General features: G+C 42.0%; 12 protein-coding genes and 1 pseudogene. 4 read left to right on the plus strand and 9 right to left on the minus strand.

Going from position 1 to position 13,240, the window contains the following annotated elements:
- From QZV24_RS09550 to QZV24_RS09590, 9 genes and pseudogenes are all read right to left on the minus strand, one after another.
- Window positions 1-746 (minus strand): annotated as a pseudogene (locus QZV24_RS09550) (4Fe-4S ferredoxin); the annotation flags it as partial.
- Between the two features lie 17 nt (window positions 747-763).
- Window positions 764-2,395: a glutamate synthase-related protein gene (locus QZV24_RS09555; RefSeq protein ID WP_294523270.1), complete on the minus strand. Its 1,632-nt coding sequence runs from the start codon at window positions 2,393-2,395 to the stop codon at window positions 764-766.
- Entirely contained in the window at window positions 2,383-3,489 is a 1,107-nt protein-coding gene (locus QZV24_RS09560) for a glutamine amidotransferase family protein (protein ID WP_294523271.1), read from the minus strand. The genes QZV24_RS09555 and QZV24_RS09560 overlap by 13 nt, the downstream gene beginning before the upstream one ends.
- 439 nt (window positions 3,490-3,928) lie before the next feature.
- Window positions 3,929-4,336 carry a thioesterase family protein gene (locus QZV24_RS09565; RefSeq protein ID WP_294523273.1) on the minus strand — a complete coding sequence of 136 codons (408 nt, stop codon included), beginning with the start codon at window positions 4,334-4,336 and terminating at the stop codon, window positions 3,929-3,931.
- Window positions 4,337-4,414: 78 nt separating this feature from the next.
- A complete protein-coding gene (locus QZV24_RS09570; RefSeq protein WP_294523291.1) occupies window positions 4,415-4,801 on the minus strand; it encodes a polymer-forming cytoskeletal protein in 387 nt (128 codons plus the stop codon).
- A gap of 10 nt (window positions 4,802-4,811) precedes the next feature.
- Complete coding sequence (locus tag QZV24_RS09575) at window positions 4,812-5,735, minus strand: M23 family metallopeptidase (protein WP_294523275.1); 924 nt, start codon at window positions 5,733-5,735, stop codon at window positions 4,812-4,814.
- Window positions 5,736-6,095: 360 nt separating this feature from the next.
- Window positions 6,096-6,602, minus strand: a complete 507-nt coding sequence (locus QZV24_RS09580; RefSeq protein WP_294523277.1) for a DUF4446 family protein — start codon at window positions 6,600-6,602, stop codon at window positions 6,096-6,098.
- A 16-nt stretch (window positions 6,603-6,618) separates the two neighbouring features.
- Window positions 6,619-7,614, minus strand: a complete 996-nt coding sequence (locus QZV24_RS09585; RefSeq protein WP_294523279.1) for a ParB/RepB/Spo0J family partition protein — start codon at window positions 7,612-7,614, stop codon at window positions 6,619-6,621.
- On the minus strand, window positions 7,607-8,365 hold the full coding sequence (locus QZV24_RS09590; protein ID WP_294523281.1) for a ParA family protein: 759 nt from the start codon (window positions 8,363-8,365) through the stop codon (window positions 7,607-7,609). The genes QZV24_RS09585 and QZV24_RS09590 overlap by 8 nt, the downstream gene beginning before the upstream one ends.
- Before the next feature lie 271 nt (window positions 8,366-8,636).
- On the opposite strand from QZV24_RS09590, the gene QZV24_RS09595 reads away from it, so the two are divergent.
- The 4 genes from QZV24_RS09595 to QZV24_RS09610 form a co-directional block, all read left to right on the plus strand.
- A complete protein-coding gene (locus tag QZV24_RS09595; RefSeq protein ID WP_294523283.1) occupies window positions 8,637-9,314 on the plus strand; it encodes a vitamin B12 dependent-methionine synthase activation domain-containing protein in 678 nt (225 codons plus the stop codon).
- A 179-nt stretch (window positions 9,315-9,493) separates the two neighbouring features.
- Entirely contained in the window at window positions 9,494-11,866 is a 2,373-nt protein-coding gene (locus QZV24_RS09600) for a homocysteine S-methyltransferase family protein (protein ID WP_294523285.1), read from the plus strand.
- Window positions 11,867-12,189: 323 nt separating this feature from the next.
- On the plus strand, window positions 12,190-12,645 hold the full coding sequence (locus tag QZV24_RS09605; RefSeq protein ID WP_294523287.1) for a TM2 domain-containing protein: 456 nt from the start codon (window positions 12,190-12,192) through the stop codon (window positions 12,643-12,645).
- A gap of 105 nt (window positions 12,646-12,750) precedes the next feature.
- A partial coding sequence (locus QZV24_RS09610; protein WP_294523289.1) for a zinc-ribbon domain-containing protein occupies window positions 12,751-13,240 on the plus strand: 490 nt, incomplete at its 3' end.

Genomic DNA, 13,240 nt, shown 5'->3' on the forward strand with positions numbered 1-13,240 from the left:
CTTTTTTCCTCAAAGGTTAATGGCCGCAGCTTTTTCCACTCATCCCAGTTTGACAGCTCCGATGCCAATTCAGGCTGCTCAATTTTGTCTAAAAATTCCTTCATGCCAGAGGCCAGAAAGTCAATATCATCCTGATCCAGCGACAGACATTTTATATCTTTCGGATAATCAGCAATCGGACCCCGAACATAAACCACGCCGCCTACCATACCTACGCAAGGACGCTCACCCAGCACAGAATCAAACTGTTCGGAATCATAGCCACAAACTACAGCCCGGCCGCCTCCCATAAACTCAAAGGAAAAGGAGCCGGTATTTTTCAATATCCACAGCTCAGGAGCCTCATAAAGCGGATCATGCTTCATCAAGGAACCACTGCGAGTACCAGCCCGACCACCAATAAAAATCTTGCCGCCAGCCGAGCAATGTCCGGCCGTGTCTCCGGCATCACCTTTTACTGTTATTACACCGCCAGCATTCAACCAGCCCACATCAGCGGAAGTAGAGCCCTCCACCACAATTTCCGTGTTGGGCAGGCACATGGAGCCTACCCGCTGACCAGCATTTGTGACATGAAATAACAGCTGCTTGCCTTCAGGATTCCATAATGGCCCACCAATATCATGCTGACCGGAAGCCGCTACTTCAAACTCCGTTTCACCAGACCGTACAGCAGCTTCTATTGCAAGGAGCAGGTCCTGAGTAGACATACGCTCATGTCCGTTCATTGTATCGATTTTAAACATATCCTACCACTCCTTCCTCAGCATACATACTGGATACCCAGCTTATCCGCAATAGCCTTGTCAGTAGATACCAAAGCATCACTGCGGCCCACCGGCAAGGAACTGTTGCCGATTGGTGCCATAAATTTCTTCAATTCTGTATCAAAGGCCAAAACATAGTCCACTATTTTCTGGGCCCCCTTGTCCACATCCAAACGCTTAACCAAACGAGGATCCTGGGTACAGATACCCATTGGACATTTGCCGGTGTTACAGGAATTACACCGACCATGCTCATTGCCTACACAGCCCAGCAGCTGGATAAGTACCTTGCCTACGAATACGCCATTGGCTCCCAGACAGATCATCTTGAAGGCATCCGCTGCCGCATCACCGGTAAGACCAATACCACCACCACCATAAAGTGGAATCTGTCCCTGTAGGCCCTGCTTTACTGCTGCCTGGTAACAGTCGCGGATTTTGGAAACCACCGGATGACCAGTGTGGTCCAGCGAAACCTCATTAGCAGCACCGGTACCGCCCTGAATACCATCCAGGAAGAAGCCACCGCAAATCTTATAAGGATCCCGCAACAGGTTATTATATACTGAAACAGAAGTGGAAGACGCCGCACATTTAATGGCTACCGGCACTCTAAAACCAAAGGCTGCATTTAATGACAAATGCATTTTTTGAACAGACTCTTCTATTGAATATAACCCCTGATGGTTTGGCGGTGATGAAAGGGTTGCTTTTGGAACGCCCCGAATAGCCTGGACATGCTCAGCTACCTTGGCTGCCGGCAAAAGACCACCGTCGCCCGGCTTGGCTCCCTGACCGATTTTGATCAGGATTCCAGCCGGATCCACCTTCATATTTGGAATAGCCTTAATAATTCTGTTCCAGCCAAAATGACCGGAAGCAATTTGTAAAATGAAATATTTAAGATAATCGGACTCCATCAGTTTTACCGGCATACCGCCTTCACCAGAACTCATCCGCACTGGCAGACCACACTTTTCATTCAGATAAGCACAAGCCAAGGCTACTGCCTCCCACGCCCTGGTTGACAAAGCACCAATGGACATATCGGAGAATATCAGCGGATAAATCCAGTTTACTGGCGGAACCTTATGGTCCATCACCATTTTGCCATTTTCCAGTTTAAGTGGAAGCTCTTTTGGTGAAAGTACCCGACCAAATGGTGAACGAATATCAAAGGTATGACGGGCCGCATCCAGGGATGGGTCAGTCATTTGGGAAATACGGCCAACCATGATGCTGTCCAATGTTCGTTGGGCATTGAGATTTGTCCGGCCACCACGCTTGATTGGGCCATTGTCCTTGGACAACAATTTCTGCCGACTGTCCACATTTCTAACCGGTCGGATAGCGTTGTTTGGACATACCTTTTCACACATACCACAGCCACGGCAATAATCCGTCAGACTTGCCTTTTGCTTTATAATCGGACGGGCAATATGCCGCTTTTCCGGTACAGGCTGATTTTCTGTAGAAACAACAATGGTTTGCCCCTGAGTAACCACCTGTATGGCCTTGAAGGAGCATGCCGCTACACAGCTGCCGCACATGGTACAGCGGTCAGCATGATATTCTATCTTCCAGGCAAGGTCGTTTACCGACACATCCTGCGTCTTTACTGCTTCCATCTCTGTACCTCCAGTTCATCATCAATAACAATTACTTCCCGCTCATTTGGATAAATATCCTTTTCCTTATCCCGATCCGGCATAATCTCGTTCAAACCGCATACCTCGGAGGAAATAGCCACCATATCCCCGTCCTGGCCCAATACCACCGGCCGCAGCTTCTTGGAATCACAACAGGTAATCATACGGTTGTCAGGAAGAGTCGCAATAATGGTATTGGGTCCGTTTATTTCCAAATGGGCCAACGACTGACGAATAGCCTTCAGCACATCCTTATCCTCCCGTTCCTCGATTTCCTCAAATGGAAGCGGAGTGATAACATGCTTGTAATAATTTATTGGCCACTTCAGCTCGTGGAGAACATAATGAAGAGTGTACAAAAAGCACTGGGAATCTGACTCAAAGCCAATATAGCCCCTGTGCAATGACTTTTGGAATTCCTTGTTCTTGGTATAGAAGGTATTTTCCCCATTGGCACACAAAGTGTAGCCCTGTAGGAAAAACGGATGAGCCGCGTACCGCACAATATCATAATTCGTATTCTGACGGCACTGAACTACAATATTTTTGGCCATCAGAAAGCCATTATCCTCCCAAAGATGGAAATATGTAGCAATATCCCGTGGATCGCCAATTTCCTTCAATGTCAACACATCCGGCCAAAAAGAATAAACATATCCCTGCCCGGATTCCTCTAAAATTTTCCGCAATGCCAGACGGGTATCCAACAAAAGATTTTGCTTTTCCTCTTCGGAAAGCTCATTATAATGCTCCGGAAAATCGTAATTTCTAAAAATATAATACGGCATAGCCTGAATATCCAGTCCTGGCTGCTTGTTTGGCACCGGAATCCACTCGGCCAACTGGGTAAAGTTATGACTGTCCATATACTCTTCTACCAGCTGGTTACCCTTTTGGGTACAGGCCATCGAAAGGAGGGGTTTGTCTTTATAGCTGGAAAATGTTCCATATAAATCCTGCATAACCATGGCAAAGCCTGAATTATCATGCCCCTCCTGCTGAGGCAGCATCAAATGCAGGGCTTTGGATGGATGCACTGGAACCTTACTTTTAATTGAACCAATTCTACACATCGTAACACTCCTCCAATACACAAAATCCGTTTTTTACTGCATTTCAAAGATATAAGCATTCACACTATCTCTATTCAAAAGACATTTGTATGTTTATGATATATCCTTTTCGAAGTAACAAGTACTATTATATGTATCTTTATTCTTAGTGTCAATATAATTATTCACTAGATAATATATTAAATCGTTTATTGATTGCTATTTACCGCTTTTATCCATCCGTCTTTATGTATATTTATACAAATTTTATATCCATATATACACTTTTTCAAAAATAATACTGTATACAATACCAGTAAACCCTTGTATTTTCTACATTGACGCTTTTATAACAATATAATTAAATTTGTATGTTTTGTATTGTTTTTCGGTATACAAAAAGGACGCAAACCTTCGAGCTAATCCCGTAAGATTTTGCGTCCCAAAAACTATCATTCTGTTACATCTTGGCCTTCCCGGCAGCCTTAGACATAAATTTTTCCTTCATAACAGCGAATCTCTCATGGGTTCCAAATCCGATTTCTTCCCTTTCATCGAAAGCCTTTACTGTAAAGGTAATTTTCCGGCCATCCACAGCTGCAACCTCAGCTTCAGCTCTAACCTTCATTCCCATCGGTGTGGCCGCTTTATGCTGTACCTCAAGGGAAATCCCCACCGTAGTCCACCCATCAGCCAACAATGGCTCCAGAGCCTCTGTCGACGCCTTCTCCATCAGGCAGGTCATAGCCGGAGTAGCATATACCTCCAAACTTCCACTGCCCATTGTTTTGGCGGTATTTTTATCCGTAACCTTATCAGTTACTGTATTCTTCAGCCCTACTTTAATATCTTCCATCGTAAATTCCATAAAAACACCTCTTTTTTAATACCTGAAATAAAAAAGCTGTGATGAAATTGGTTCATTTCATCACAGCATAGATGCCAATTATTCTGCAAAGGCAGGATCAGCTGGCTTGAAGTTCATCTCACTGCGGCCCTGGAAACTGCCACCTTCCTCAATCTTCAGGCTACCAGCCTTCACATCACCAGTCAGTTGACCAGTGGAACAAATGGAAAGACAGTTATTTGTAGTGACATTGCCTTCAACGCTTCCGGAAATAATCATTTCATCGGCAGAAACATCACCATTTATCCGACCGTTTTCACCTACAATGACACAACCAGAAACATTAACGCCACCTTCAACGAGTCCATCTACCCGCAGATTACCACTGCCATTGATTTCCCCCTTGATAACTGTATTGTTGCCAATAATAGTTTCAATATCATTTTTCATAGAATTATCTAATGAAGACTTTACCATGCCAAACATCTGAATCACCTTACCTCATATAACCCATAGGATTAACTATTTCACCGTTAACACGAATTTCATAATGTACATGTGGTCCAGTACTGTAACCGGTGCTGCCCATATAGGCAATAACCTGCCCACGCTTTACTGTCTGGCCGGCACTTACCAATACCTGAGAGGCATGTGCATAGCGCGTCATATAACCATTGCCATGATTGATATCAACCATATTTCCATATCCGCCGGAGTTCCAGCCAGCTGATGTAACAACACCATCTGCTGTAGCCACTATAGGTGTACCAACATCATTGGCAATATCAATACCTGGATGGAAATCACTGCCGCCCCATCTGAGACCATAGGACGAGCTTATCTCTCCCACCGTTGGCCAGATAGATGGAGTTGACGCAGAAATACTTTCCTGTAACTCAATCTTCTGATGCTTTTCCCGCAGGGTATCTCTAAGTTTATTCAAGCTGCTCTTGCGATCAGCCACCCGCTTTTCAACATCATTTAAGGCCAGGCTCACATCCTGAATGTCCAAATGCTTCTTTGGACCACCTTGACCATTGTGCTTTGCCTCACTGCCATCCTTACCTACTTCTTCAACCACGCCGGACAACTGCCGCAATTCTTTTTCAACCTGTTCCAACTGGTCTACTTCATCCTGAAGGCTATTGGCCTTTTTCGATAGCTCCAGCAGCTGTTCCTGCTGCTGACTATTGGCTTCCTTCAATTTCTCAATCTGTGAGGCTTCGTTTCTCAGGGAATAACTACTGTATACCGAATAACTAAATGCGCCAACCATCAAAAGTACAATAGCTAATATTGAAGCTACTGCATACTTTATCCACCTAATTGGCAGATTTATGCTGTGAACATTGGCACCCTGATGCGGTATAATCTTGATGGTATATTCCCGATTATCCGTACTATTCGCCTTTCTGTCCAAAAAAAATCCTCCAAACCTCAAAAAGCACTCAAAAAAATATAGATTCTGTAGCCTAAACATTTTACTATGAAATAACCTTGAGTTCAAGTCCTAAAAATACGAATTATTTTTAGCTTTTATGCGACTTTCAGAGTAATATTGTTCTCTACAGAACCTATATAATAATTTTATAACGCCATTGTTCAAATTTTTCTTCTTTAAGAAGAAAAATCTTCCAATTAGCGTTTCATTAGCGTTTCCCTAAAGGACTAGCTTCGCTTCGCAACGAGCTGGGAGATATGCTCGCCAGCTGTTAAAGTTTGTTTTTCCCCCCCACCTAAAGAGGTGGGGGACATCTTAAAGCTCGTTATATCTATATACTTAATGCTGTCTCATAGCCTGTTTCAAGGCATCTTCTTCCTCATCGGTCATTGGATAGGATGACTTACCGGCAGTAATCGGCTTAACATAGCTACGGGAATCCTCCCGGCCAAAAATACTGGACATTATCACACCATTGTTATCGGAGTCCAACATAGCCACTGCATAGCTAAGATCACTGCCCATATCCTCAAAGGCCCGGAAGCGCACTACAGCCACCTTGGTTATAGCCTGCTGTAGCAAAGCTCTTATGTCCTCAATATTGCGCTTTATCTCCTGATTTTCTTCAGAAACAGCCTTGGCATCATCCACACAGCCGATAATCAATCGCTCCAGATTAGCACCATCCACCCCGGTCATCATTTTCTTATAACGCTTCTTCATATAATTAAGGTTATAAAATAAATTTATCATTAAAAGATACATTACAATCATCAATATTCCCAAAGTAGCCACTACATAGCTGAGATTATTTATAATAAACTTCATTATTTCGGTGTTTTCCATTTATAAAAGCTCCTCGTTATACACTAAATTTTCCCTTGGTGGAATATGCCCGCAGCTTTGCCAGCTTATCGGCATTGTCCATGTCTCTGGTTTTATCAGAAATAAGGCCTATTATCCTTTCCAGTTCCTCATTGGAGGAAAAGTCAATTTCCAGCTTCTTTTTCTTTCCTGTCCCCTTTATACGAACCGAAGTTCCGAAAAACATTTTTAACTTATCCTCGGCTTCCAATAAATACAAAGTAGCAGCATCGGTATCCTGTCCCTTTGGATCAATTGGCTTTTCCTCAAAATAATCAGGATGCTTCAGCAGCTGTTTTGCTAATGCTTCAACCTTTCTTACGGACAAATCGTTCTCTATTATAAAGGCTGCTGCCTTTTCTTGCAATATATTATCTTCAATAGCCAATAAAGGTTTAGCCTGCCCCATGGAAATCTTTCCCTCAGTAAGCATGGTCTGTACAGCTGGTGAAAGCTTTAACAGTCTGAGGAAATTTGCAATATGGGACCGGCTGCGTCCAACCTTTTTGGACAGCATATCCTGGGTAAGACCGTAATCCGACAACAAATGTTGGTAAGCATTGGCTTCTTCAACTGGATTTAAATTTTCCCGCTGAATGTTCTCGATAAGAGCAATCTCCGTCATCTGAGCATCATTATATTCTTTGATAACTGCTGGAATAACCTTTTTCCCAGCCATTTTGGAAGCCCGCAGACGCCTCTCACCGGCAATCAGCTCATACCCTTTGGCTGTTTTTCTCACCAATACCGGCTGCAATACACCATATTCTTTAATGGAATCCTGCAGGGCATTTAATGCCTCTTCATCAAATTCACTTCGTGGCTGATGGGGATTTACCTTTATCAGATTGATTTCTATTTCCTGAATACCTTTGTCATTATTTTTAGCAACAGCTACAGCTGTATTTTGTTTGTTTTGTTCATTTTTTTGTGTATCATTACTTAGCCCAAATGCGTTCAGTCCCCGACCCAGGCCACCTTTTTTCTTAACCATTATTCATTACCTCCTGTGCCAGGTTCATATATGCCGTCGCTCCCTTTGACCCAGGATCATAAGCAAAAATTGGACAGCCATAGGAAGGTGCCTCACTGAGTCGAACATTTCTAGGAATTGTGGTTTTATATACCTTGTCCCCAATGTGGTTGCGAACTTCCGCCTCTACCTGTTCAGACAGATTAGTACGGGAATCAAACATGGTCATAACAATTCCCTCGATTTCCAAATTCACATTCAAATCTGCCTTTATCATATCAATGGTATTTAACAGCTGAGTTAAACCTTCCAAGGCATAAAATTCGCACTGCAGGGGAATTAAAACCGAATCAGCTGCCACCAAAGAATTTAATGTAAGAAAGCTCAATGAAGGAGGACAGTCAATAATAATATAATCGTAATTACCCTTAATTGTATCAATAGCACTCTTTAGCCGATATTCCCGACCGGAGACTTCCACCAGCTCTACCTCAGCACCAGCCAGGTCAATCTGGGATGGAGCGATATCTATTTTATAATCTGTAGGCATAATAATATCACCGAGAGACCATCCGCCAATAATAACATTGTAAATACTATGCTCCAGTTCCTGCTTATTTATACCAAATCCACTGGTAGCATTACCCTGGGGATCACAATCAACCAGCAATACCTTTTTTCCTTTTTCTGCCAAAGCAGCACTGAGACTGACAGAGGTTGTTGTTTTCCCCACGCCGCCTTTCTGATTTGCTATAGCTATTACCTTTCCCATTTATTCACCGACCTTACTATTCATTTTCCCAACACTAACTGATGCAAATTCTGACCACCCAGATTGCAAGTTAATAACTAGTTTATCAAAGGATTAGACCAAATTCAGTGACAATATCAAGCCACTATAATAAAATCCTATTTCACTATCTTCTATCTATTGTACCATCATTGCTGTTTTTTTTCGATAATAAAAGTAATTGTTTTTATATTTTCTTAAAATTGTGATAGAATTGTTTCACGTGAAACATTTGTGTAAATGAGGTAATATTATGCCTATATTCAATTCACCTTATTTTGAAATAGACAAAAAAGAAACAAAACGATATGCCGGATTGAGAAATTCCGATTTTGATGAAGAAATAATTGATGATGCCTGTGAATTAGCTCGGCTAGTCATAAAGCCCACCGGTATCTGGGAAATATATGACTATGACAGCAAAACCCAAACCGTGGCCACTACCCCACCATTCAAGCTACAAGGAAATGCTATTGGAAAGCATTTAAATGGATGCACAAAGGTTATTCTGCTGGCCGCTACTGTCGGCATAGATATTGAAAACGAAATTACATCATTGTTTAAAGAAGGAAAATATAGTCTTTCCTTGATGCTTGATGCAGCGGCTACTACAGCTGTGGAACAAAATGCCGATTTAATGGAAAAAGCCATAAAAAATCATGTAAGCAAACAAGGCTACAATATGAAATGGCGTTTTAGCCCTGGTTATGGAGATTGGCCAATAGAACAACAACATGAAATGCTTTATATGGCCAAAGGTGATGAAATCGGTATCAGTATTACTGAGTCATTGATGCTGGAACCACGAAAATCCATCACTGCGATTATAGGTTTATATATAATGGAAGAAAGCTGTGCATTTACATCAGCCAATCGTGAAAGGCATGATTGTTCCCAATGCAATAAACTAGATTGTCCGGCTAGGCGATAGTCTAACTCTTAAGCCAATACAATAATTTAAGTTAAATATCTGAAATGATCTTTGGAAGATTATTTACTTATATAAGTATTGAAATATATCATATAACACTTGCTACAACAGGCAATAAACAGTATACTGTCATTAGCCTATTGATAAGGTAGGTTTAATTTTATTAAAGGAATGATTAAATGATTCATATATTTGACGGTGCCATGGGTACTATGTTTCAACAGCTTGGACTGTTGCCAACCGGCTACTGCCCGGAAATGCTCAATATTGATAACCCAGATGCTGTAACAAGTGTACACAAGCAATATGTTGATGCAGGCTCAACGGTCATCGAAACTAATACCTTTGGGGCTTCACCATTAAAACTGGCCCATTATGGTCTTAGCGATCGAGCCAGAGAAATAAATATTGCCGCAGTAAAGGCCGCAAAAGCAGCTGGGAATAACATCAAGGTAGCTGGCAGCATGGGACCAACTGGCCGTTTTATAAAGCCAGTAGGAGATCTTGATTTTGAGGATGCCTATGAAAACTATAAAGTACAGGCAACCGCTCTGGCTGACGGCGGTGCAGACTATATCCTGATAGAAACTTCTATCGATTTGCAGGAAATGCGAGCAGCATTATTGGCTGCCAAAGAAGTAACCAATCTTCCAGTAATATGTCAACAATCATTCAGTGAAGATGGTCGTACTGTTACCGGAACCGACCCTCAAACATTTGCCATAACAGTGGATGCTATGGGTGCAGATATTATTGGTGTAAACTGTTCCTTAGGACCGGAGCAGCTTCTTCCAGTAGTAAAGGCTATTTCGGAAAACACGGAAAAGCCAATCAGTGTTCAGCCGAATGCCGGTATGCCACAGCTTGTTAATGGAAAAACGACCTTTCCAATGGGGCCGGAAGACTTTGGCGAGTGGGCGCCAAAGTTACTGCAGGCTGGTGCAACATATCTGGGTGGATGCTGTGGAACAACTCCTGTACACATTGCTGCAATTAAAAAGGCGATTGCAGGTCTCGAGGAACCAAGCTTTAAACCCTTGCGTAGACGGCTTATGATATCAAGTCGCAGTAAAACTGTGACCATTGACAAAGATCTGCCAACCAGACTTATTGGAGAACGGATAAACCCTACCGGCCGCAAGAAGCTGGCAGCCGAAATCAAAAATGGCTCTTTTTTGTCAGTCAAAAAAGAAGCCATGGATCAAGTAAAAGCCGGAGCAAGTCTTTTGGATGTTAATATGGGTGTTGGCGGTATTGATCAGGCTCAGGCTATGAAAAAAGCTGTAACTGAAATTTCCCAGCTGACTGATGCCCCATTAGTAATAGATACCAGCGATGCTACAGTGTTGGAAGCAGGTTTACGGGCATACCCAGGGAGGGCATTGATAAATTCTGTAAGTGCTGAAAAAGAACGGCTGGAAAAGTTTATTCCATTAGCAAAAAAATATGGAGCTGCTATTCTCTGTCTTCCGTTAACTGACGAAGGAATTCCAAAAACTGCTGAGGAACGAATTCAGGTAATGGATACAATTATATCAGCGGCCAAAAAAGCTGGTTTAAAGGATGGGGATTTTCTGCTGGACGGATTGGTTATGACAGTAGCCACTGATGTAAATGCCTGCAACCAAACATTAAAAACGCTGCAATTATATCGTGAAAAATACGGTTATCCATCAACCATGGGACTGAGCAACATTTCCTTCGGATTACCAAATAGGCCACTGATTAACAGCACCTTCTTTGCAATGTGTTTATCCGCTGGTCTTGATGCACCAATAATGAATCCATATGATGATGCTATGCAGAATGCTTTGATGGCAAGTATGGCATTATTGGGAAAGGATCCCAACGGTCGTGATTTCAGCAAAAAAGAATCAAACTTGGCAGTGGCGAAAACAGCTGCAGTAGCAAAGCATATCGAGCTTACACCTCTTGAAGCTGTTAAGCAGGCAGTAATAGATGGTGATGCTGACTCCATGGCTCAGCTTATAGAAAACGCTTTAGCAACCGGTGTTGAACCAAACGAACTGACCGAAAAATGTCTTACCGCAGCAATGAACGACATTGGTGTAGACTTTGGTGCCGGCCGTATTTTTCTGCCACAGGTATTGTTATCGGCTGAAGCAATGCGAGCTGCCTTCAACATACTTAAAGAAAAATTCCCAGCCCAAGACGGCGAAGGAAAAGGGACAGTGGTGTTGGCTACTGTAAAGGGAGATGTGCATGATTTAGGCAAAAACATTGTGGGAGCTCTACTGGAAAACAGCGGTTTTAAGCTTATTGATTTGGGCAAAGATGTACCGGCTGAAGAAATAGTATCAAGTGCTATCAAAAATGAAGCAGATATTGTAGGGTTGTGTGCTCTAATGACCACTACTATGACAGAGATAGATGAGGTTATAAAGCAGCTTAAGGAAAGTGGCAACACTTCCAAGGTAATCGTTGGAGGTGCAGCTCTCACCCAAGATTATGCCGATGAGGCCGGAGCTGATTACTACGCTCAGGATGCAGTTATTGCCCTAAATATTGCCAATGAGATCATGGATAAATAAAATGTTTCACGTGAAACATTTTATCCTATGCTAACGGAAATATTTATAGGGAGCATATAACTCCCACCCAATAAACCTCATTATAACGCAGTTGTTCAAATGTTTCTTTTAAAAAAATATTCCTATAAGCGTTTCAACTAGGTGGGAGATATGCTCACCACCTGTTAAAGTTTGTTTTCCCCCACCTGTAGAGGTCGGGTACATCTTCCACCGAGTTATATTAGATGCTTATTAGAATAATACCTTCATGTTGAAGCGTATATCATTTTATACTAGATTTATACCAGGTATTATAATTTAATTTATAACAGGGAGTTGATATTATGTCTAAGTTTTTCCCTAACTGCGGACAGCAAATAGAAGATGGTACCACTTTCTGCCCAAGTTGTGGTGCTACTACTCAGAATAACGCACCTGCAGAGCAGACATCTTATTCTGTTGAATCCAATCCTGTTCAGGCAAATAATCCATATAATAACAATCATTTTAACAATCCTAACAATATGAATGGTATGGGCTATAACCCATTTAATAGCCAGGGAGCAGGTACAGCTTGGTCTTTAGGAAGTTATAAGGCTCTTGTTAACGAGATTGCTTATGGTATTTTGGCTATTTTATTAGGTGGTCTCGGTGTCCATAAATTCTTTGCCGGTAAAATTGGCTGGGGTATTGCTTATCTGCTTCTTTGCTGGACTGGTATACCTGCCATTTTAGCTTTGGTAGAAAGCATCATCGGTTTGACTACAACCAGTGATGAAAGAGGCAATATTTACGCTTAAATATGCTTTTAAAAGCGGTCGGCATATTGCTGTCCGCTTTTATTATAGAGCAATTGATTATTATACAATACAGTTATAAATTTAATTTTTTATGGAGATGATATTATGTCAAAATTTTGCAGTAATTGTGGTGAAAAAGTAGATGACAATATTGCATTTTGCCCAGAATGCGGACAAAAATTCGATGTAAATGTTCAACCTGAGCAACCAATGCAATACGAACAGGATCATCAAGCTACGCAGTATAGTCAGCCTGTTCAAAATAATCAGCCAATGCAGCCTATGCAGGGCAATCCAAATCAGCCAATAAATTACCAGAATGGCTACAACCCATACGGCCAGCAGCCAAATAATTATAATCCATACAATAATCAGCAAAATGACAATAATTTTCAAGCCTCCGGGACTGTGTATGCAAATATAACTGAATCTTTAAAGTGGACCACTTATACCGGCCGATTAAACAGACAAAGATATTTCCTGCGGGGATTGGGTATTAGCTTTGGTGCCTTTATGATTTCATTTATTTTTGCTTTTGTTGCAGCAATTCTCGGTGCAGCTGAAGATACAGCCGCTGTCGTAGGTTATTTGTTTG

It is taken from the genome of uncultured Anaerovibrio sp. (assembly GCA_902786545.1).
Lineage (GTDB): Bacteria > Bacillota > Negativicutes > Selenomonadales > Selenomonadaceae > Anaerovibrio.

Bases quoted from the DNA above. Each gene is read 5' to 3' on its own strand.
- QZV24_RS09555 (WP_294523270.1), bottom strand. From the start codon at position 2,395: ATGGAAGCAGTAAAGACGCAGGATGTGTCGGTAAACGACCTTGCCTGG.
- QZV24_RS09560 (WP_294523271.1), bottom strand. From the start codon at position 3,489: ATGTGTAGAATTGGTTCAATTAAAAGTAAGGTTCCAGTGCATCCATCC.
- QZV24_RS09565 (WP_294523273.1), bottom strand. From the start codon at position 4,336: ATGGAATTTACGATGGAAGATATTAAAGTAGGGCTGAAGAATACAGTA.
- QZV24_RS09570 (WP_294523291.1), bottom strand. From the start codon at position 4,801: ATGTTTGGCATGGTAAAGTCTTCATTAGATAATTCTATGAAAAATGAT.
- QZV24_RS09580 (WP_294523277.1), bottom strand. From the start codon at position 6,602: ATGGAAAACACCGAAATAATGAAGTTTATTATAAATAATCTCAGCTAT.
- QZV24_RS09585 (WP_294523279.1), bottom strand. From the start codon at position 7,614: ATGGTTAAGAAAAAAGGTGGCCTGGGTCGGGGACTGAACGCATTTGGG.
- QZV24_RS09590 (WP_294523281.1), bottom strand. From the start codon at position 8,365: ATGGGAAAGGTAATAGCTATAGCAAATCAGAAAGGCGGCGTGGGGAAA.
- QZV24_RS09595 (WP_294523283.1), top strand. From the start codon at position 8,637: ATGCCTATATTCAATTCACCTTATTTTGAAATAGACAAAAAAGAAACA.
- QZV24_RS09600 (WP_294523285.1), top strand. From the start codon at position 9,494: ATGATTCATATATTTGACGGTGCCATGGGTACTATGTTTCAACAGCTT.
- QZV24_RS09605 (WP_294523287.1), top strand. From the start codon at position 12,190: ATGTCTAAGTTTTTCCCTAACTGCGGACAGCAAATAGAAGATGGTACC.